This is a genomic window from Micromonospora sp. NPDC023644 (assembly GCF_040640115.1).
Classification (GTDB): Bacteria; Actinomycetota; Actinomycetes; order Mycobacteriales; family Micromonosporaceae; genus Micromonospora.
The window spans coordinates 1-20,323 of the sequence record NZ_JBFABA010000006.1; the positions used below are offsets into that span (position 1 = coordinate 1).

The window sequence follows — 20,323 nt, forward strand, 5'->3', positions numbered from 1 at the left end:
GGCGGCGTCGCCGTTGCTCCGGGCGCGCCGGTCGGGCCCGGCGACGGCACGTCGGCCGGGGTCGGCGCCGGGGCGGCCGGGGGCGCGGCGCGCGGCGGCTCCTCCGCGTCGTCGCCGCAGGCGGCGGTGAGGGCGGCGGCGATCACGAGGACCGCGACGGCGGGCAGGCTCCGGTTGGTCACCCCTGGCAGTCTGCCCAACCGGCTCCCGTCCCGGCAGTGGCCGGTCGGTCAGTGCCATTGTCCCATTTCTGCCACCCCGCCCCGGTCGGCCGGGTGGCGCGGCCGGCACCGGTACGATCCCGACCCGGTCGACGAGGGGAGCCGAGGATGACCGGGACGAACGGGATGACCGGGGTGACCGTACGGCCGGCGCGGGCCGGGGACCGCGCGGCGGTCGACGCGCTGCACGAACGCGAGTGGGGTGGGCCGTACGTCGTCGCCCACGACACCCGCCACGACCTGCGTACGCTGCCCACGCTGGTGGCGACCGACGGGGCCGGGGCGGTGGTCGGGGCGCTCGCCCACCACGACGACGCCGACGGGCTGGAGGTGGTCAGCGTGGTGGCCGCGACGCCCGGCGGCGGCGTCGGCACGGCCCTGCTGGCGGCGGCCGAGGAGGTGGCCCGGGCCGCTGGCCGGTCCCGGCTCTGGCTCGTCACCACGAACGACAACCTGCGGGCGCTGCGGTTCTACCAGCGGCGCGGCCTGCGGCTGGTGCGCGTGGACCGGGGCGCGGTGGACCGGGCGCGCCAGCTCAAGCCGAGCATCCCGGCAATCGGCGAGGACGGCATCGCGCTGCACGACGAACTGGTCCTGGAGCTGCGCCTCAGCGCGGACGAACCGGTCCCCGCCGGCCGTCCGGTGCACGGTCGGCAGGCCGCCGACCCACCCGCCGGCGCGGCCCGCGCCCCGTGGATCTCGCTGACCACCGACTATGGCCTCGCCGACGGATTCGTCGCCGCCTGCCACGGGGTGATCGCGCGGCTGGCGCCGCAGGCCCGGGTCGTCGACGTGACCCATCTCGTCCCGCCGGCCGACGTACGCCGGGGCGCGGCGGTGCTCGCGCAGGCCGTGCCGCACCTGCCGGAGGGGGTGCACGTGGCCGTCGTCGACCCGGGCGTGGGCACGACCCGCCGGGGTGTCGCGCTGGCCACCCCGCGCGGGCTGCTGGTGGGGCCGGACAACGGCCTGTTGGTGGAGGCCGCCGAGGCGCTGGGCGGGGTGCTCGCCGCCGTCGAGCTGACCGATCCGGCCTGGCTCGCGCCCGAGGTGTCCCGCACGTTCCACGGCCGCGACGTCTTCGCGCCGGTCGCCGCGCGGCTGGCGCTGGGCGCGCCGCTGGCCGGGATGGGCCCGGCGGTCGACCCGGGGTCCCTGGTCCGGCTGCCGGCGCCGGTGCTCCGCCGGGAGGCGGACGGCTTCACGGCCGAGGTGCTGACCGTCGACCACTTCGGCAACGTCCAGCTGGCCGCGCCGGCCGACCTGCTGGCGCCGCTGCCGGCCCGGGTCCGGGTGCGGCCGGGCAGCGGTCCGGAGCCCGGCCGGGAGGCCGTGCACGGACGTACCTTCGGCGACGCCGCGGCGGGCGGGCTGGTGGTGCACGCCGACTCCGCCGGCCGGGTCGCCGTGGCGGTCAACGGCGGCCGGGCGGCGGACCTGCTGGCGGTGGCTCCCGGCGACCTGCTGCGGATCGCGGCCGGCTGAGCGCCGGCCCCGGCCCGCGGAGCGCCGCGGTGGCCGGGACCGGGCCGGCGCTCCAGCTCGGCCGCCGGGGCCGGCCACCCGGGCCGCCGGGCCGGCCAGCCGGTCACCGGGCCGGACCGGAGGCGCCCGGCCGGCCCGGTGGGCGCACGGGGGCGGTGGTCAGCAGAGCGGCACCGTGCCGCCGTAGACCGCCGAGACGTACGCGTGGCTGACGTACTGGCCGCTGGCGAGGCGGTTCCACCGGTTGGTGGTCCGGTACGGGCCGACCACGGTCTGCCCGGTCACGTAGCACTCGATCGGCACGTTGGCGTACCGGGCGGCCAGGCCCCGCACCGCGTACCCCGTGCCGGCGCCGGCACGGACGTTGAGCGGACCGTCACCGACCACGCCGCGCGGGCCACTGCCGGTCCACAGGTACGCCACGTCCACCCAGGCGTTGGTGGTCAGCTGCAACCCGTCTGAGAAGGTCCCGTCGGCGAGGTCGACGCCGGCCGGGTTCAGCACCACCCGGCCGAACTGGTCCCGCCCGCCGTTGTAGCCGTACTGGTAGGCCGCCTGCGCCTGCGGCCGGCCCTGCGGGAGGTCCTTCCAGTTCTCCCGCACGGCGCTGAGGTTCCAGTAGTCGTCGCGGGTGTTCCACGGGCCGACGTCCCAGACCGGGGCGTACTCGCAGCGGCTGCCGGTGGTGGTGCAGACGCGGGCGGTGTAGTCGCCGGTGTTCGCCGGGGCCAGGCCGCGCCGGGAGGGCAGCGCGACGAAGTGGTCCCCCGCCACGATCGTGTGCCCGTTGGCGGTCACTTCGCCGACCAGCCCGATCCGGGTCGCGTACACCCGGTAGGTGAGGCCGGGCGTGGCGGCGGAGACGGCGGCGCCGGCGTCGGCGGTGAGCCGCACGGCGCGCACCTCGGCGGTGGCGCCGGACCGGCTCGCGGTGAGCACCACCCGGGTCTGCACGCGCGTGACCGGCCGGTCGAAGACCGCCCCGCCGGTGGCCTCGCGCCACTCGGTCCAGCCCGCCGCCCGCCAGCCCCGCACCTGGGCCTCGGCGGTGGCGCCGGCGGCGGCGCGGGCGTCGACGGTGGCGCGGACCCGGGTGGCGGGCCGGGCCAGGGTGCGCGGCGGCGCGAGGAAGATCCCCTCGGCGGCCACGCTGCGGGGCGCGCGGGCCGGCGCGGGGCGGGGGTCGGCCAGGCGGAGCCCGGCGCGGGTGTGCCGGACGTTGACGTCCTCGGCGTCGACGCGGGAGAGGTCGGTCGTCCACCGCTCGCCGTCGGCGGCGGCGAGCGCGGGGCTCGGGGAGGGTAGGAGGGCGAGGGCGAGGATCACGGTCAGGGCGGCGGTACGGGTGCGACGTTGGGGCAGAATCATGGGCATTCTCCTCAGAACTCCCTGATCCTCCCCTTGTCAGTAGATCGACAGGAACCTCCATACAAATAGCGACACATGCGAATTCGGCTCGGACGAGGAAGGATGGACGGGTGCCCGAAGGCGACACCGTCTGGAACACCGCCCGCGTGCTGCACCGCGCCCTGGCCGGCACCCGACTGACCGGCAGCGACTTCCGGGTGCCGCAGCTCGCCGCGACCGACCTCGCCGGCTGGACCGTGCGGGAGTCGGCCAGCCGGGGCAAGCACCTGCTGCTGCGCCTCAGCGCCCCACCCCACGCCGCGCCACCGCCCGACGCCCCGACCGGACCGGAGGGCGGCGCGGCCCCGGCGCCGGCCGGTGCAGTCTCGGCGCAGGACGGTGGCGCTGCCGGCGGCGCGGCCCCGGGAGACGACGGCGGGGCGCGCTGGACGCTGCACTCCCACCTGCGGATGGACGGCGCCTGGCGGGCGTACGGGCCGGGGGAACGGTGGACGGCCCGGCCGGCGCACCTGATCCGCGTCGTGCTGCGCAGCGCGCGGGCGGTCGCCGTCGGCTACCACCTGCACGAGCTGGCGCTGGTGCCGACCGCCGAGGAGGAGTCGCTCGTCGGGCACCTCGGCCCCGACCTGCTCGGCGCGGACTGGGACCCGGCGGAGGCGGTACGCCGGTTGGCCGCCCACCCGGACGCCACCATCTCCGAGGCGCTGCTGGACCAGCGCAACCTGGCCGGCGTCGGCAACCTCTACAAGTGCGAGGTGCTCTTCCTGCGCGGCGTCTCGCCGTGGACCCCGGTGCGCGCGGTGCCGGACCTCGCCGGCACCGTGGCCCTGGCGCAGAAGCTGCTCGCCGCCAACCGGGGCCGCTGGACGCAGAGCACCACCGGGTCGTTGCACCGGGGGCAGACCAGCTACGTCTACGGCCGGCGCGCCCAGCCCTGCCGTCGCTGTGGCACCGCGATCCGCAAGGAGGAACTGGGCGAGCGGGTCACCTACTGGTGCCCCGTCTGCCAGCCGGAACACCCCACCGGCTGACGCGGCCGGCCGGCGTGTCGGGCGGGACACTCCGGCGGGGCGGCGGCGAGTCGCATCCCCGCCACAGATACGGACGATTGGGTACTTCCTAACCCGCCGTCGAGGTCGCATGCTGCGGTTGACTCCTCACGCATCGTCAACGAAGCGCGACCGGGTCCGCCACGCCGCCGTGGCGGCCACCGCGCCCGGACACCGGGGAGAGCCATGGAGCTGTTCCGCAGACTCCGGATCCCGTGGGCGGAGCGGGCGACGGCCCGCGCCGGGGACGACGCCGCCGACGGGACCGGGCCGACGCCCGTCCCGGCGGCCCGGCGCGCGGCGGAGCCCGTCGTCGCGCCCGCCAGCCTCGACCCCGCCGCCGTCCCGCGCCACTTCGGTCCGGTGCCGAACCACGCCCGCAGCCCGCTGCCGGTCGTCGACGCCGACGGTCGCGTGGTGCCCGGCACCGGCATCCGCAAGTTCGTCGACGCGCTGCCCCGCCCCGGCGCGCCCGGCCGCACCGAGCTGGGCGCCCACCTGCCGGTGGCGGTGCCGGACACCGTCAGCTACCCGGGCTGCGACTACTACGAGATCGGCCTGGAGCAGTACGCGCAGCGGCTGCACCGGGACCTGCCGGCGACCCGGCTGCGCGGCTACCGGCAGCTCAACCTCGGCACGGACACGCACGGGCACAACACGGTCGTGCCGGCGGGGCGTCCCTGGCACCTCGGCCCGCTCGTCCTGGCCCGGCGCGGCCGGCCGGTCCGGGTCAAGTTCATCAACCAGCTCCCCACCGGCCGCTCCGGAGAGCTCTTCCTGCCGGTCGACGACAGCGTCGACGGCGCCGGGGCCGGCCCGCTCGACGGTCCCGCACCCTATCCGCAGAACCGGGCGGTGCTGCGGCTGGCGGGCGCGCACGCCGGCTGGACCAGCGCCGGCAACCCCTGGCAGTGGGTGACCCCGGCCGGCGAGATCACCCCGTACCCGACGGGGCCCGGCCTCGCCCACGTGCCCGACATGCCGCCGCCCGGCGCGGGCGCGACGACGCTCTACTACCCGAACGAGCAGAGCGGGCGGCTGTGCTGGTTCCACGACAACACCATCGGCCTGTCCCGGCTCACCGTCTACTCCGGGCAACTCGCGCTCTACCTGCTCACCGACCCGGCCGAGGAACGGCTCGTCGCCGACGAGGTGCTCCCCGCCGACCAACTACCCCTGGTGATCGAGGACAAGACCTTCGTGCCGGAGGACACCCAGCTCGCCGGGGAGGACCCGACGTGGGACCGGGACCGCTGGGGCTCCCGGGGAAGCCTCTGGCACCCGCACGTCTACCAGCCCCGGCAGAACCCGCACCGGGCCGACGGGACGAACCCGACCGGCCGGTGGGACTACGGCCCGTGGTCGCGTACGGGCGACGACGCCGGGGAGCGGGAGCACGGCGGCGTGCCCCACCGGGCGGGGCCGGTGCCGAACCCGCACCACGACCCCGTCGCGGCACCCGACGAGCCGCCGCTCGCGCCCGGCGTCCCGCACCCCTCGGCGGTGCCGGACGCGTTCGGCGACACCATGCTCGTCAACGGGATCGCGTACCCGTACCTGGAGGTCGAGCCGAGGACGTACCGGTTCCGGATTCTCAACGCCTGCCTGGACCGCGGCCTGAACCTCCAGCTCTACCGGGCCCGCGCCGACGGCCCGATGTGGGATCCGGACGGCGCGCTGGCCGACCCCGACGCCGGCGAGGTGCCGATGGTGGAGGCGGTCCGCGCGCCGGACCGGCCGGCCGGCTGGCCGACGGACGGGCGGGACGGCGGGGTCCCGGACCCGCGCGCCGCCGGCCCGGAACTCGTCCAGATCGGCAACGAGTGCGGCCTGCTCCCCGCGCCGGTGGTGGTGCCGAACCAGCCGGTCGGCTACCGGTACGACCGGCGCGACCCGACCGTGCTCAACGTCGACGCGCACGCGCTGCTGCTCGCCCCGGGGGAGGTCGCCGACGTGCTGGTGGACTTCTCCGCCGTCCCGCCCGGCGGCACGCTGATCCTCTACAACGACTGCCCGGCGCCGCTGCCCGGCTTCGACCCGCGCGCCGACCACCACACCGGCGCCCCGGACCGCAGCGCCGAGGGCGGGGCGCCGCCGACCCGCCCCGGGTACGGGCCGAACACCCGCACCCTGCTCCAGTTCCGGGTCGCCGGCACCCCGGCGCCGCCGTACGACCTGGCCCGGCTGCGCGAGCGCCTGCCCGGCGCGTACGCGGCCAGCCAACGCCCGCCGATCGTGCCGCAGCCGGCGTACGACGCGGCGTTCGGCACCCGCACCGCGCGCGACACGGTGGTCCCGGTGCACGCCGCGACGGTCAGCTTCCTCCCGGCCGGCGCCGCCGCCCCGGTGCACCTGCCGATCGAGGTCAGGGCGGTGCAGCAGGTCTTCGAACCGGAGCACGGCCGGCTCGTCGGCCGGCTCGGCGTCGGCCACCCGCACGCCGGGCCGCTCTCCCCCACCGTCCTGCCGCTCGGGCCGACCGACCCGGCCACCGAGGTGCTGCACGTCACGGACCCGGCCGTCGCGGTGGGCGGCCCCGCGGACGGCACCCAGCTCTGGCGGATCCGCGGCAACAGCCGGCAGACCCAGCCGGTGCGGTTCACCGGCTGCGACGTGCAGCTGGTCAACCGGGTCGGCTGGGACGGCGCCACCCGAGCGCCGCACCCCGCGGAGCGGGGCTGGAAACAGGTCGTCCGGGTCGACCCGCGCGAGGACGTGATCGTCGCGATCCGGCCGGTCGCGCCGCCCCTGCCGTTCAAGATCGGCGACAGCGTACGGCTGCTCGACCCGCTCCGGCCGGCCGGCGCCCGGACCGGCTCGACCCCGGTCAGCCCGATGGACGGCCGGCCCGCGGTGGTGGTGAACCAGCTCGTCAACCTCGGTTGGGAATACCAGTGGCACAGCCAGCTCGGCGGCCACCGGGACCAGGGCATGACCCGGCCGCTGGTGCTGCGGGTGTCGCCCCGGGCGCCGACCGGGCTGACCGCGACGCCCGCCCCCGGCTCGGCCACCGCGCTGCCGGCGATCGCGCTGACCTGGACGGGCAACGGCAGTCGCCCACCGGCCACCAGCCACCTGCTCCAGCGGGCCACCGACGCCGCCTTCACGCAGGGGCTCACGGCGATCACCGTGGCGGCCACGGCGACCCGCCACACCGACGCCACCGTCACCCCCGGGGTGACCTACCACTACCGGATCCGGGCGGAGAACGCGGTGAGCTGCTCCACGTGGTCGAACAGCGTGCCGGCCTCGGTGCAGCTCACCGCGCCGACGGGGCTGACCGCGGCGATCCCGCCGGCCGCGCCGCTGCGGATCGCGCTGCGCTGGGCCAACCGCTCCTTCGCCACCGGGATCGACGTGCAGCGGGCCACCAACCCGACGTTCAGCAGCGGACCGGGCACCACCGCGATCGGGGTCGGCGACAACCACCTCGACGCCGCCATCGCCCCGGACACCACCTACTACTACCGGGTGCGGACCACCTATCTCGGCGCCGCGTCGGCCTGGTCGACGGTGGCCCGGGCGACCACCCCGCCGGCGCCGGGCCCGCCCACCGGGGTGACCGCCACGGCGACGGCGTCCGGGCCGGACACGGCGACGGTGATCCTCGCCTGGGCGGCGAACACCCCGGCCGCGCCGGGCGCGGGGTTCGTCGTGCAGCGGGCGCTGGACCCGGCGTTCAGCCGGGCAGTGGCGGCCTTCACCGTCACCGGGCGGGGCTTCACCAACACCGGCCTGGCGCGCGGCGTCACCTACCACTACCGGATCCGGTCGTTCAACGTCGTCGGCAGCTCCCCGTTCACCGGCCCGGTCCCGGTGACCACGCCCCCGTGACCGGCCCGCGTGGCCGCGCGGCCCGCGCCGATCATGCAGTTGTGGTGGGGTGCGAAACGCCCGAACGGGTGCCGAGCCGGCACCACAACTGCATGATCGACCGGGATCGTGCGGCGGGGCGCGTCAGGGCGTGCGCAGTGGGGCGCCGACGCCGCGCAGCTCGGTCAGCGCCGAGGCGACGCCGTGCAGCAGGTCGGTCGCCTCGGTGAGCCGGGAGGCGGCCGGGTGCGCGGCGTCGGGGTGGGCGTCCCCGGCCACGTAGCCGGCGGCGGCCACGACCAGCCGCTCGTACGCGGTGACGCCCTGCTCCAGCTGTGCGGTCAGGGCCCGGTGCGCCTCGGCCAGCGGCGGCCGGGCCTCGGCCGGGGCGAGCCGCAGCGTGCGCTCGACGCTGGCCACCCGGTCGGCGAGGTCCCGCAGCGACCGGTCGGCCTCGGCGGCCTCCAGCACGGCCGGCGACGCCAGCCCCGTCAGCCGGCCGGTCATCCCGGCGAGGGTCAGGGCGGCCCGGTCCAGCCGGGCCCAGGGCTCGGCGGCACTGGTGCCGCGCAGCGCCACCCGGGAGCGCACCCGGCGGACCTCGGCCAGCACGCCGGGGCCGACGGGGAGCCGCTCGACGGCGGCGACCAGCCGGGCGCGGGACCGCGCGGCGGCCTCGGCCGGGTCGAGCGCCGGCGGTGCCGGCTGGGCGGCCAGCGCCCGCAGGTCGACCCAGCGCCAGGCGGCGAGCACCAACGCGCCGCCCGCCCCGGCCGCCCAGGCCGCGTCGGGCAACCCCAGCCCGGCGTACGGGGTCAGCACGGCGGCGGCACCGCCCAGGCCACCAGCCGTGACGCTCCACCGGCGTGCGGACCGCCGCAACCGGCTCAGGCTGCGGAAGTACCGCGTGCGCTCGTCTGCCACCTCTGCCTCCTCGACCCGGCCGCTCAGCCGGCGGCGGTGGTGTCCCCGGTGCCGCGCTCGCGGCCCATGCTGGCGCGGATCTCGTCCAGCCGGGCGGCGGCCGCCGGGTCGGCGGCCGGCGCGGCGGGCTGGGCCTGCTGCGCGGCCGGTCGTTCCTCCCTGCCGCCGAGCTGCTCGCCGGCCATGCTCGACCGGATCTGCTCCAGGCGGGAGGAGCCGGCCGAGTCGAGGGTCGCCTTCTGGATCTCCAGCATGCGGCCCTCGACGGAGTTGCCGGCCAGCTCGGCGCGGCCCATCGCCGTGGCGTACCGCTGCTCGATGCGGTCGCGCACCTCGTCGAGCGAGGGCGTGTTGGCGGGGGCGGTCAGGGCCGACATCGACTCCAGCGAGCGGGCCACGCTCTCCTGCATCTTGGCCTGCTCCAGCTGGCTGAGCAGCTTGGTGCGCTCGGCGAGCTTCTGCTGGAGGATCATCGAGTTGTTCTCGACCGCCCGGCGGGCCTGGGCGGCGGCGGCGAGCGCCTGGTCGTGCAGGGTCTTGAGGTCCTCCGTGGCCTGCTCGGCCGAGACCAGCTGGGTGGCGAGGGTCTGCGCGGACTGCTCGTAGCGGCCGGCCTCGGCCTCGTCGCCCCCGGCGCGGGCCTTGTCGGCGAGGACCAGTGCCTGGCGGACGTTGGCCTGCAACCGCTCGACCTCGGACATCTGCCGGGACAGCTTCATCTCCAGCTGCCGCTGGTTGCCGATCACGGCGGCGGCCTGCTGGACCAGCGCCTGGTGCTGGCGCTGGGCCTCCTCGATGGCCTGCTGGATCTGCACCTTCGGATCGGCGTGCTCGTCGATCCTGGCGCCGAAGAGCGCCATCAGGTACTTCCACCCCTTGACGAACGGGTTCGCCATCTTTGCGTTGTCCCCTCAGTAGCGTCGCTCCGCCTCGACCGCGCCAGGTGCTCCCGGCCGGCTCCGGCGCGGCAGTGGCTCCATCGTCCCAGCCGGACGCCACCCGGGCATCCGTACCGGCGAGCGAAGCGAGCGCCGACGCCGTCCGCGATCAAGGGTACGCGGCGCCGTCGAGGCCGACCACGTGGCGAGAAAGGGGGTGGCTCAGGCGGCGCAGACCACGTCGCGCTCGCTGCCCCGGACCCGGGAGCTGCGCAGGGTGGCCTTGAGCGGGGAGTCCTGGCGGACCTGGACGGCGACCGTGCCGTCCGAGCTGACCTGGTGGACGCCCCGACCGGTGCTCCTGCGCACGGCGACGGGCGCGGCCGGCTCGTCCTGCACCGGCACCAGCACGCCGGGCATCTGCTCGGCGAGGGCGACGGTGTCGCTGACCTCGCGCAGCAGCTCGGACAGGCGCGCACCGAGGGCGTCGCAGATCGCCGCCAGCAGCTCGCTGGAGGGCTCCTTCTGGCCACGCTCGATCTCGGAGAGGTAGCCGAGGCTGACGTTGGCGGCGGAGGAGACCTCGCGCAGGGTGCGGTGCTGCCCCTGCCGGCGCGCCCGCAGTGCGTCACCGATCACGCGGCGTAGCAGGACCATTCGCACCTCCCCCTGAGGGACACCACTCGTCCACGCGGCCCGTCCGGCGTGTCGAGCCGGACCGGTCGCCGGAGCCTTCCCGCAACCGTACCCGTTACGGGCCCCCACGACATCCCACCCCGCCCCTCGGATCGCGGCAGAACGGTCACCGGCGCCCCGCGCCAGCCGCCTCGGCCCGCCCGCCGTCGGCCTCCGCCGCGTCGGTGTCGCGGATCCGCGCGGCGAGCAGCCGCAGCGCCTCGACGACCGCGGCGGAGCGGATGTGGTCGCGTCCGCCGTCCAGGTCGAGCTGCCGGACGTCGGTGCCGGACGGCCCGGCCACCGCGACGTAGACCAGCCCGACCGGCTTGCCGTCCTGCGGTTCCGGGCCGGCCACCCCGGTGGTGGCCAGGCCCCAGTCGGCGCCGCACTGGCGCCGCCCGCCCTCGGCGAGGGCCACCGCCACGTCCGGGTCGACCGGCCCCCGGTCGGCCAGCAGGTCCTCCGACACGCCGGCGAGCCGCGCCTTGAGCTCGGTGGCGTAGACCACCAGTCCGCCCCGGAAGACCCCGCTCACCCCGGCGATCTCCACGATCGAGGCGGCCAGCAGGCCGCCGGTGAGCGACTCGACGGTGGCCAGGGTCTGGTGCCGCTCCGAGAGGCTGTGCACCACCCCGGCCGCCGGACTCCCGACCGGCCGTGCTCCGTCTGCGTCGATGTCCATGTCCCGGATCCTTTCCCCGCCCCGCCTGCCCTACTCATCCTCCCCCGACCGGCGGGGGGCGCGGGCGGGCACCCCCGGCGGCCCGCCCGCCTTCGCCGCGACGGCACCGGCGTCGGGACCGCGACGTCACCGGCCGCAGCACCGCATCGGCGTCGGCGTCGGGAGCGCGACGGGACCGGACCGGGACGGGACGGGACGGGACGGGACGGGACGGGACGGGACGGGCGCGGGTCAGGCGGTGGGGCGACGGATCCGGAGGGCCTGGGCGACGTAGTCGAAGCCGGTGAGCACCGTCACGCCGACCGCGGCGCCCATGATCCACGGGCCGACGGCGGCGAGCGCGGCCGGCATCGGCCACAGGTACCACGTGATGGCCAGGATCTGGAGCGCAGTCTTGATCTTGCCGCCCCGGCTGGCCGCGATCACGCCGTGCCGGATTACCCAGAAGCGCAGCGCGGTGATGCCCAGCTCGCGGACGAGGATCACGGCGGTCACCCACCAGGGCAGCTGGTCGTACCAGGAGAGCAGCAGCAGCGCGGCCCCGGTGAGCGCCTTGTCCGCGATCGGGTCGGCGACCTTGCCCACCGAGGTGACCAGGGCGAACCGGCGGGCGATCCAGCCGTCCACTAGGTCGGTCGCGGAGGCGACGGCGAAGACCAGGCAGGCGACCATCCGCCAGCCGGCGTGCGTCATCGCGGAGATGACCACGGACGCCGCGAAGACCGGCACCAGGGCCAGCCGCAGCGCGGTGAGCGCGTTGGCCGCGTTCAGCACGGGCACCCGGGCCACCACCGGCGCGGGCGTCGAGTCCGTCGCCCCGGTCACCGTCGCACCCCGCTCCGGCCCTCGCGGCGCACCTGGCACCCCACCACGTGGCTCCCCCGCTCCGTCCGGGCCCGCCGTCACCGTGTTGCGCCGGGCGCAGCCGAGATCATCTCATCCGGGACCGCGACGAGGTCCACCCCTTCGGTGCCCGTGACCGTGGCCCGCACCAGGTCGCCCGGGCGCAGCGCGGCCAGGTCCACCCCGGCGCCGGACGGGGCGACGAGGGTGGTCGAGCCGTCGACCTCGGGGGCCTGGTGGGCCGCCCGCCCCTCGACCACGCCGTCGTCGACCGAGTCGACGAGCACCTCGACCGTCGAGCCCAGGCGTTCCTCGGCGCGCTGCGAGCAGAGCTCGTCGGCGAGCGCGCTGAGCCTGTCGTAGCGGCGCTTGACCGTGGCGGCGGAGACCTTGCCGGGCAGCCCGGCGGCCTCGGTGCCGTCCTCGTCGCTGTAGTCGAACACCCCGATCGCGTCGAGCCGGGCCTCGGTCAGGAACCGGACCAGCTCCTGGTAGTCGGCACGGGTCTCGCCGGGGAAGCCGACGATGAAGTTGCTCCGCGCGCCCGCGTCGGGGGCCAGCGCGCGGGCGCTCGTCAGCAGCTCCAGGAACCGGTCGGTGGAGCCGAAGCGGCGCATCCGGCGCAGCACCGGCTCGCTCGAGTGCTGGAACGACAGGTCGAAGTAGGGCGCCACGCCGGGCGTGGTGGCGATCGCCTCGACCAGGCCGGGTCGGGTCTCGGCCGGCTGGAGGTAGCTCGCCCGCACCCGGACGATGCCGTCGATCGCGGCGAGCTGGGGCAGCAGCTTCTCCAGCGCCCGGGGGTCGCCCAGGTCCTTGCCGTACGAGGTGGAGTTCTCGCTGACCAGCACCAGCTCGCGTACGCCGGTCCGGGCCAGCCATTCCGCCTCGGCGAGCAGCTCGTCGGGCGTACGGGAGACGAAGGCGCCGCGGAAGGCGGGGATGGCGCAGAACGCGCAGCGCCGGTCGCAGCCGCTGGCCAGCTTGAGCGAGGCGACCGGGCCGGTGTCGAGCCGGTGGCGCAGCACCTGGCGCAGGTGGGCGGGGGTGTGCTCGTCGGTCTCCGTGACGCCCCGGACCGGGGTGCCGTGGCCGGGCAGCGACACCCCGCTGTCCCGCCGGGAGACCGGGGTCAGCGGGAGCAGCTCACGCCGGTCGCGCGGGGTGTGCGCGCCGATCCGCTCGCCGGCGACCACCGCGTCCAGCCGGGCGGCGATGTCCGGGTAGTCGTCGAAGCTCAGCACCGCCTGCGCCTCGGGGAGGCTGTCGGCCAGCTCGCGGCCGTACCGCTCGGCCATGCAGCCCGCGGCGACCACCTTGGCACCGGTGTCGGCGGCGGCCAGCAGGGTCTGGATGGAGTCCTGCTTCGCCTTTTCCACGAAGCCGCAGGTGTTGACGACCACCACGTCGGCGCCCTCGCCGTCGGTGGTGACCTGCCAGCCGTCGGCGTGCAGCCGGGCGGCCAGCTCCTCCGAGTCGACCTCGTTGCGGGCACAGCCCAGGGTCAGCAGGGCGACCCGGCGGCCGTCGGTGGCCGACGGCTCCAGGTCGTGGCGCGGCGACGGCGGCGCCAGACGCGCCGCGCTGGAGTCGGAGGAAGGGGAGGTGGCAGACACCATCCGAGGGTACCGGGCGGGCGGGGGGCGGCCGTCAACGGCGGGCCGCCCGCATCGCCCCGCCGCACACTCCCCGCCGGCCCGGCCGGCTCAGACCACCGCCGCGCCGACGCCGACCAGCCAGTCGAGCAGGAAGACCTCCGTGCCGGCCAGGCCGGTCGAGCAGAAGACCGAGACCTGGTCCGCGCCGGTCCGGCCGGGGACGGCGCCGGCCAGCACCGCCCCCAGGTCGCGCAACCGTCCGGCGTACGCGGGCAGCGTCGCCAGCATCGGCGGGTCGTACGCGGCGGCCTGCGCTGGCGAGTCGGTGACCAGCAGGTCGGCGGCGTCCAGCAGGTCGGTGCCGAACTCGTGCCGGTCGACCTGCTTGAAGCCGACCGCGTTGACGTGGGTGCCGGGAGCCAGGTCGGCGGCGTCGAGCACGGGGGTGACGGCGGTGGTGGCGAGCACCACGACGTCGCGGTCCCGGACGGCCGCCCGCGCCGAGGCCACGGCCCGCGCCGGCACGCCCAGCTCGGCGCGGACCCGGGCGGCGAACGCCTCCCGCCGGGCGGCGGAGCGGCTGTGCACGGTGACCTCGCGCAGCCGACGGACGGTAGCGGCGGCCCAGACCTGGGTCCACGCCTGCCCGCCCGAGCCGATCACGCCCAGCGTGGCGGCGTCCGGCCGGGCCAGGGCGTCCACGGCGACCCCGCCGAGCCCGCCGGTACGCCGGGAGCCCAGCTCCGCCCCGACCGCCACCGCCCGGACGGCCCCGGTAAGCCCGTCGTGCAGCACGACCACCTGCTCGCCCTCCGGATGCCCGAACGTGTCGTACGAGCGGAAGCCGTACCACTCGTCGGTGAGGTGGCCGGCGGTGAGCACCATCCTTCCCCCGCCCAGCGGCGCGGCGGCCCGGGGCGGGGCCACCAGGCGGCCGGCGTACGCGGCGAGCAGGGCGTCCCGCATCGCGGCCACCGTGGTGGGGGCGTCCAGCGCGGCGGCGACCTCGGCATCGGAGAAGAGCAGCGGCATGGACCCGATACTGCAAGTTGAAGCAAGGTTCACGTCAACCGGTGGTGGTCCGACTCACCCCGGGCGCCGTCCGGCCGGTGCTAACGTCGGTCGTGGCGGCCCGCGGGCCGCCCCGGACGAGTGGTGGGCGTACCCGGTCAGGCCAAGACGCCCCGTGTGTGTACCGAGCCCACTCGTCCCGGCCCGACGGTCCGGGCAGCAACGCAGAGGTGATCCGCCATGGCCTGGATCGTGTTGGTGATCTCCGGACTTCTCGAGACCGCGTGGGCGGTCGCCCTCGACCGCAGCGCCGGCTTCACCCGGCTCGTCCCGTCGCTGGTCTTCGGGGTGACCCTGGTGCTCAGCATGGCCGGCCTGGCGTACGCGCTGCGCGAGATCCCGGTCGGCACCGGCTACGCCGTCTGGGTCGGCATCGGCATGGTCGGCACCGCCCTGGTCGGCATGCTGGCGCTGGGCGAGCCGGCCAGCCTGCCCCGGATCGCCTGCCTGCTGCTGGTGGTCGCCGGCGTCGTCGGCCTGAAGGTCCTGCACTGACCGGCGTCGCGCCGGGCGAGGCGTGACGAACCACCACAGTGGGTAGAGCTGTGCCTGGCACCGGAAAGGCTCTCACCCACGGAGGCAGACATGGCCAACATGCACTCGACCGCCCGCCCGCGCACCAACGCCGCCCGCATCTGCACGATCCTGGGCTTCGTCTTCGCGGTCCTCGCGCTCCTGCTCAACCCACTCATCTTCGGCGTGATCGGGCTGGTCCTGGGCATCGTCGGCGCCGTGCTGGGCGACAAGCCGCTCGGCTGGTACGCCGCGGCCGCCAACGTGGTCGCCATCGTCCTCAGCCTGTTGATCGTCAACGCGATCGTCAACTGACCCCCCGCCGCTCCCCCAGCGGAGAACGGGCCCGCCGGCGAGCCGGCGGGCCCGTCGCGTGCGCGGCGCCTTTCCGCCAGCGGGCCTCGGCGGGGCTGGTCGTCGCCTTCCCGCCACCGGCGCTGGCGGGGCTGGTCGTCGCCTTCCCGCCACCGGCGCCGGCGGGCCTAGTCCTCGCCGCCGCGCAGGCCGGCCAGGACCTCCTCCAGCTCGTCCGGCTTGACCAGCACGTCGCGGGCCTTGGAGCCCTCCGACGGGCCGACCACGCCCCGGGTCTCCATGAGGTCCATCAACCGGCCCGCCTTGGCGAAGCCGACCCGCAGCTTGCGCTGGAGCATCGAGGTCGAACCGAACTGCGAGGTGACCACCAGCTCGACCGCCTGCACCAGCAGGTCGAGGTCGTCGCCGATCTCCTCGTCGACCTTCTTCTTGTTGTCCTGCGCCGGGGCCAGCACGTCCGGGCGGAACTCCGGCTCGCGCTGGTCCTTGCAGAACTTCACCACGTCGGCGATCTCGCGCTCGGTCACCCAGGCGCCCTGGATCCGGATCGGCTTCGAGGCGCCCATCGGCAGGAACAGGCCGTCGCCCCGGCCGAGCAGCTTCTCCGCGCCCGGCTGGTCGAGGATGACCCGGGAATCGGCCAGCGAGGAGGTGGCGAACGCCAGCCGGGACGGCACGTTCGCCTTGATCAGGCCGGTGACCACGTCGACCGACGGGCGCTGGGTGGCCAGCACCAGGTGGATGCCGGCCGCGCGGGCGAGCTGGGTGATCCGGACGACCGAGTCCTCCACGTCGCGCGGGGCGACCATCATCAGGTCGGCCAGCTCGTCCACGATCACCAGCAGGTACGGGTACGGGCGCATCTCCCGCTCGCTGCCCGGCGGCGCCTTGATCTCGCCGTTGCGCACCTTGCGGTTGAAGTCGTCGATGTGCCGGACCCCGTTGGCGGCGAGGTCGTCGTAGCGCATGTCCATCTCGCGGACGACCCACTCCAGCGAGTCGGCCGCCTTCTTGGCGTTCGTCACGATCGGGGTGACCAGGTGCGGGATGCCCTCGTAGCCGGTCATCTCGACCCGCTTCGGGTCGATCAGCAGCAGCCGCACCTCGTCCGGGGTGGCCCGGGTCAGGATGGACACCAGCAGCGAGTTCAGGCAGGACGACTTACCCGCGCCGGTCGCGCCGGCGATCAGGATGTGCGGCATCTTGGCGAGGTTGGCCACCACGTAGCCGCCCTCGATGTCCTTGCCGAGCGCCACCACCATCGGGTGGTGGTCGCTGGTGGCCGCCCGCGACCGCAGCACGTCGCCGAGCGCCACGTTCTCCGGATCGGTGTTCGGGATCTCCACCCCGACCGCGCTCTTGCCCGGGATCGGGCTGAGGATCCGCACGTCGGGCGACTTCACCGCGTACGCGATGTTGCGGGAGAGCTGGGTGATCCGCTCGACCTTGACGCCCGGGCCCAGCTCCACCTCGTAGCGGGTGACGGTCGGCCCGCGGGTGAAGCCGGTGACGGCGGCGTCCACGCCGAACTGCTCGAAGACGCCGGTGAGCGCGACGATCACCTCGTCGTTGGCCTTGCTCCGGGACTTCGGGGCCGCGCCGCTGCCGAGCATGTTCGCCGGCGGCAGCGTGTAGTCGCCCGCGAGCCCGGTCAGCGCGAGCTGCTCGGCCCGGGTCGGGGCGGGCGAGTGCTCCGGCGGCTCGGCCGGCTTGCGGCTGGCCGGGACCCTGCCCGGGGGCTTGCGGGGCAGCACCAGGGTGTCCTGGAGGTCCACCCCGTCGAGGCCCTCGTCGAACTCCTCCGGGTCGAGCGGCGGCGGGGCCGCCCGCTTCGTCGCGCGCTTGCGGGGAGCGGGTTTGGCGGGCGCCTCGTCCGTCTCCTCCCCGACCGGCGGGGCGATCCGGGTGCCGAACAGCAGGCCGAGCCGCTCCGGGACCTTGTTGATCGGGGTCGCGGTGACCACCAGCAGGCCGAAGACCAGCAGCAGGATCAGCAGCGGCACCGCCACCCAGGCGGTGACCGCGCGCTCCATCAGGCTGCCGACGCCGGCGCCGACCAGGCCGCCGGCGAAGTCGCGCTGGCCCGCGTCGGCCGGGTCCTGCCCGATGTGCAGCATCGCGGCGGTGGCGACCAGCATCGAGGTCCAGCCGACCAGGCCCCGGCCGCGGTGCTCGGGATCGACGGGCTCGCGCATCAGCCGCCAGGCGCCGATCATCAGCAGCACCGGCACCACGACCGAGATCGCCCCGAGGAAGAGCCGGAAGGTGTCGGCCAGCCGCGCGCCGACCGGGCCGGCGCCGGAGAACCAGACGGCCACCGCGCTGAGCAGGGCGAGGCCGAAGACCAGCAGGCCCGCGCCGTCGCGGCGCTGCTCCGGGTCGAGGCCCCGGGCGGAGCCGGCCTGCCGGAACGCCCAGCCGAGGCCGTGCGCCAGCCCCATCCACAGCGCGCGGGCGGCCTGCCCGACGACCAGCCCCGGACCCGGCCGGGCCGCCGGCCGCCGCCGGGGCGCCGCGCGGCCGGTCTTCTTCGCCGGCTGACGGGCACGACTGTTCGTGGTGCCACGCGGCGACGCGCCGCGTCGCCGGCTCGCCTGAGAGGTACGGCCCGCCATAGCATCAACCTAATGGCGTGACCCGGCAGATCGCCGCCTTTCCGGGTCGTGTCCGCGTGTCGCAGCGCGGGCCCCGCCGCGTCGCGTGATATCTGCCTCAGAAGGGATGCCCCCATGGCGTCGCCGGGAATCGAGGACGGTCGGGACGGCCCCCTGTCCGGGCACCCGGGGGCGCTGGAACCGCTGACCGGCGAGCTGATCGCCGCCGTGCTGCGCAGCCGGGGCTACCGCGTCGGGGCCGACGCCGACGGCGACCTGGTCGGCCGCTGGGACGACAGCCTGATCTGGTTCCTGCGCCCCGGCACCGCCGGGGAGGTGCTCCAGGTCCGCACGCTGACCGCGCCGACGTTCCCGATCGAGTACGTGCCGGCGCTGCACGCCTTCTGCAACGCCTGGAACCACGACCGGCTCTGGCCCAAGGCGTTCGTGCACGTCGAGGACGACGGGCGGGCCCGGGTCTGCGGCGAGGTCATCACCGACCTGGAACGCGGCGTCACCGCGCACCAGCTCGACCAGCTGCTCGACTGCGGCATCGCCACCGGCTGCCAGCTCGCCACCGAGGTGGCCCGGCTGCCCGGCGGGGTGGTGGCGTGACGGGCCGCGGCGGGGACCTGGCCGGTCGCGGCCTCGACCCGTTCGGGCTGCCCGGCTGGTGGAGCGGGCTGCGGCGCGGGGGCCGGGCGCCGGACCCCGCGCTGGCCGGGGCGCTCGCCGACGCCCGGGACACCCCCGACGGCGAGGCCCGCAGCAGCGAGCTGGAACGGATCGCCGCGCACGCCGACGCCACGGGCGACGACCGGACCGCGCTGGCGGCCCGGTTCGCGCTGATCGAGGCGTACCTCCTGCACGGGGAGCGGTGGCGGCTGGTCGAGCCGGTGCGCCGCTGCCTCGCCGCCGCGGACCGCCGCCCCGACCTGCTGGCGGGAGACGAGGCCGAGCTGCTGCGGCGCTACCTGCGGCACGCGGTCGAGGCCCTGCTCGGCTCGCCGCGGGTCGGGCTGGACCAGGCGCGCGCCATGCTGGACGACCTCGCCACGCGCGCCGCCGACGACCCGGCGGCGGTCGCCGAGCTGCGCTGCCGCATCGCCGACCATCTCGGCGACGAGCCGACGGCCCGCCGGTGGTACGACAAGTGGTCGACGGCCGACCCGGGGCCGGTCGGCGGCTGCCCGGACTGCGCGTCGGCCCGCCGGGCGGAACTGCTCGCCGGGTGGGGCGACCATCCGGCCGCGCTGGCCGCCCTCGGGGACGCCCCGCACGGCGCCGTCGACTGCACCGAGCAGCCGGAGCGGACGCTGGCCGCCGGGCTGCTGTCCTGGCTGCGGGCCGGCCAACCGGAGCGGGCGGCCGAGGCGCACGTCCGGGCGTACCGGCGGCACCGGCGGGAGCGGGCCGCCTTCGGGTTGCTCGCCGCGCACCTGCGGTGGTGCGCGCTGGCCGGGCACCCCGCCCGGGGCCTCGACGTCCTCGCCGAGCAGCTGCCCCGGCTGGACCGGCCGCACGACGACCTGTCCGCGATGGAGTTCGCCGCCGCCGGGGCGCTGGTCTGCGCCCTGGCCGTGGAGGCGGGGCTCGGCGGGCGGACGGTGCACCGCCCGGCGTGCGGGGTGCGCCCGGCCGCCGAGCTCGACGTGGCCACGCTCGGCGCCACCCTGCTCGGGGTGGCCACTGCCCTGGCCGGCAGCTTCGACGCCCGCAACGGCACCGGCCACCAGTCCGGCCGGATCGCGTCCTGGCTGGCCGAGCGGCCGGCCGCCGCACCGGTGCCCCTGCCGCCCGACGAGGCCGGCGACGACGCCGACGACCCGCCCGACGAGGAGCCGCCGGACGGGGAGCCCCGCCCGCTGAGCGTGGCGTTGATCACCGCCGCGCTGGACCGGCGCGGGGACCGGTACGCCGTGGACGACCGGGGCGCCGTGACGGGCCGCTGGGGCGAGGCGCTGATCCAGTTCCGGCGCGCCGGCGAGCGGGGCGAGATCCTCCAGGCCCGGTCCGTGGCGAACCGCCGGCTGCCGGCCGACCGGCTCGTGGAGGCGTACGCCTTCTGCAACGCCTGGAACCACGACCGGCTGCTGCCGAAGGCGTACGTGCACGAGGAGGAGGGCGAGCTGATGCTGGCGGGCCACGTCGCCACCGACCTGGCGCACGGGGTGGCCCCCGCCCAGCTCACGGTCCTGCTCGACGCGGCCGTGGAGACCGCCGTCGCGTACGCCGAGGCGGTGGCCGCGCTGCCCTGACGCCGACGGCCCGGCGCACGGCGACGCCCGCCG

General features: G+C 76.3%; 16 protein-coding genes, 2 pseudogenes and 1 riboswitch. Of the genes and pseudogenes, 8 read left to right on the forward strand and 10 right to left on the reverse strand.

Annotated features, from left to right (window positions below; translation table 11 throughout):
* Positions 1–182: pseudogene (locus AB0G08_RS06780) on the reverse strand (hypothetical protein); the annotation flags it as partial.
* A gap of 165 nt (positions 183–347) precedes the next feature.
* Here AB0G08_RS06780 and AB0G08_RS06785 point away from each other — a divergent pair.
* Positions 348–695, forward strand: a pseudogene (locus AB0G08_RS06785) (GNAT family N-acetyltransferase); the annotation flags it as partial.
* A gap of 168 nt (positions 696–863) precedes the next feature.
* On the forward strand, positions 864–1,706 hold the full coding sequence (locus AB0G08_RS06790) for an SAM-dependent chlorinase/fluorinase (protein WP_358084684.1): 843 nt from the start codon (positions 864–866) through the stop codon (positions 1,704–1,706).
* A gap of 159 nt (positions 1,707–1,865) precedes the next feature.
* Here the strand turns inward: AB0G08_RS06790 and AB0G08_RS06795 are convergent, their stop codons facing one another.
* A complete protein-coding gene (locus AB0G08_RS06795; protein WP_358084215.1) occupies positions 1,866–3,074 on the reverse strand; it encodes a hypothetical protein in 1,209 nt (402 codons plus the stop codon).
* 110 nt (positions 3,075–3,184) lie between these two features.
* Between AB0G08_RS06795 and AB0G08_RS06800 the strand changes: the two genes are divergently transcribed.
* Together AB0G08_RS06800 and AB0G08_RS06805 are read left to right on the forward strand one after the other, a co-directional pair.
* Complete coding sequence (locus tag AB0G08_RS06800; protein WP_358084218.1) at positions 3,185–4,105, forward strand: zinc finger domain-containing protein; 921 nt, start codon at positions 3,185–3,187, stop codon at positions 4,103–4,105.
* A 204-nt stretch (positions 4,106–4,309) separates the two neighbouring features.
* A complete protein-coding gene (locus AB0G08_RS06805; RefSeq protein WP_358084221.1) occupies positions 4,310–7,957 on the forward strand; it encodes a hypothetical protein in 3,648 nt (1,215 codons plus the stop codon).
* A gap of 123 nt (positions 7,958–8,080) precedes the next feature.
* On the opposite strand, the gene AB0G08_RS06810 is transcribed toward AB0G08_RS06805, so the two are convergent.
* From AB0G08_RS06810 to AB0G08_RS06840, 7 genes are all read right to left on the reverse strand, one after another.
* Positions 8,081–8,860 carry a hypothetical protein gene (locus tag AB0G08_RS06810; RefSeq protein ID WP_358084224.1) on the reverse strand — a complete coding sequence of 260 codons (780 nt, stop codon included), beginning with the start codon at positions 8,858–8,860 and terminating at the stop codon, positions 8,081–8,083.
* A gap of 23 nt (positions 8,861–8,883) precedes the next feature.
* Entirely contained in the window at positions 8,884–9,756 is an 873-nt protein-coding gene (locus tag AB0G08_RS06815) for a PspA/IM30 family protein (protein ID WP_358084227.1), read from the reverse strand.
* Positions 9,757–9,960: 204 nt separating this feature from the next.
* Complete coding sequence (locus tag AB0G08_RS06820) at positions 9,961–10,395, reverse strand: helix-turn-helix transcriptional regulator (protein ID WP_121396018.1); 435 nt, start codon at positions 10,393–10,395, stop codon at positions 9,961–9,963.
* A 145-nt stretch (positions 10,396–10,540) separates the two neighbouring features.
* Positions 10,541–11,098 carry a CinA family protein gene (locus AB0G08_RS06825; protein WP_358084231.1) on the reverse strand — a complete coding sequence of 186 codons (558 nt, stop codon included), beginning with the start codon at positions 11,096–11,098 and terminating at the stop codon, positions 10,541–10,543.
* A 231-nt stretch (positions 11,099–11,329) separates the two neighbouring features.
* On the reverse strand, positions 11,330–11,923 hold the full coding sequence (gene pgsA / locus AB0G08_RS06830) for a CDP-diacylglycerol--glycerol-3-phosphate 3-phosphatidyltransferase (RefSeq protein ID WP_358084235.1): 594 nt from the start codon (positions 11,921–11,923) through the stop codon (positions 11,330–11,332).
* A 77-nt stretch (positions 11,924–12,000) separates the two neighbouring features.
* Positions 12,001–13,560, reverse strand: a complete 1,560-nt coding sequence (gene rimO / locus AB0G08_RS06835; protein ID WP_358084238.1) for a 30S ribosomal protein S12 methylthiotransferase RimO — start codon at positions 13,558–13,560, stop codon at positions 12,001–12,003.
* Between the two features lie 87 nt (positions 13,561–13,647).
* Positions 13,648–14,571 (reverse strand): ornithine cyclodeaminase family protein, encoded by a 924-nt coding sequence (locus AB0G08_RS06840; protein WP_358084241.1) that lies wholly within the window; start codon positions 14,569–14,571, stop codon positions 13,648–13,650.
* Between the two features lie 92 nt (positions 14,572–14,663).
* Positions 14,664–14,727, forward strand: a riboswitch (guanidine-III (ykkC-III) riboswitch).
* Between the two features lie 63 nt (positions 14,728–14,790).
* Here AB0G08_RS06840 and AB0G08_RS06845 point away from each other — a divergent pair.
* Positions 14,791–15,105 (forward strand): SMR family transporter, encoded by a 315-nt coding sequence (locus tag AB0G08_RS06845; RefSeq protein ID WP_358084244.1) that lies wholly within the window; start codon positions 14,791–14,793, stop codon positions 15,103–15,105.
* 90 nt (positions 15,106–15,195) lie between these two features.
* Complete coding sequence (locus AB0G08_RS06850; protein ID WP_358084247.1) at positions 15,196–15,438, forward strand: hypothetical protein; 243 nt, start codon at positions 15,196–15,198, stop codon at positions 15,436–15,438.
* 167 nt (positions 15,439–15,605) lie between these two features.
* On the opposite strand, the gene AB0G08_RS06855 is transcribed toward AB0G08_RS06850, so the two are convergent.
* Positions 15,606–18,053 carry a DNA translocase FtsK 4TM domain-containing protein gene (locus tag AB0G08_RS06855; RefSeq protein WP_358084249.1) on the reverse strand — a complete coding sequence of 816 codons (2,448 nt, stop codon included), beginning with the start codon at positions 18,051–18,053 and terminating at the stop codon, positions 15,606–15,608.
* 114 nt (positions 18,054–18,167) lie between these two features.
* On the opposite strand from AB0G08_RS06855, the gene AB0G08_RS06860 reads away from it, so the two are divergent.
* Complete coding sequence (locus AB0G08_RS06860) at positions 18,168–18,647, forward strand: YbjN domain-containing protein (RefSeq protein ID WP_358084252.1); 480 nt, start codon at positions 18,168–18,170, stop codon at positions 18,645–18,647.
* Positions 18,644–20,290 carry a YbjN domain-containing protein gene (locus AB0G08_RS06865; protein ID WP_358084255.1) on the forward strand — a complete coding sequence of 549 codons (1,647 nt, stop codon included), beginning with the start codon at positions 18,644–18,646 and terminating at the stop codon, positions 20,288–20,290. Before AB0G08_RS06860 ends, AB0G08_RS06865 begins: the two co-directional genes overlap by 4 nt.
* Positions 20,291–20,323 lie beyond the last annotated feature (33 nt).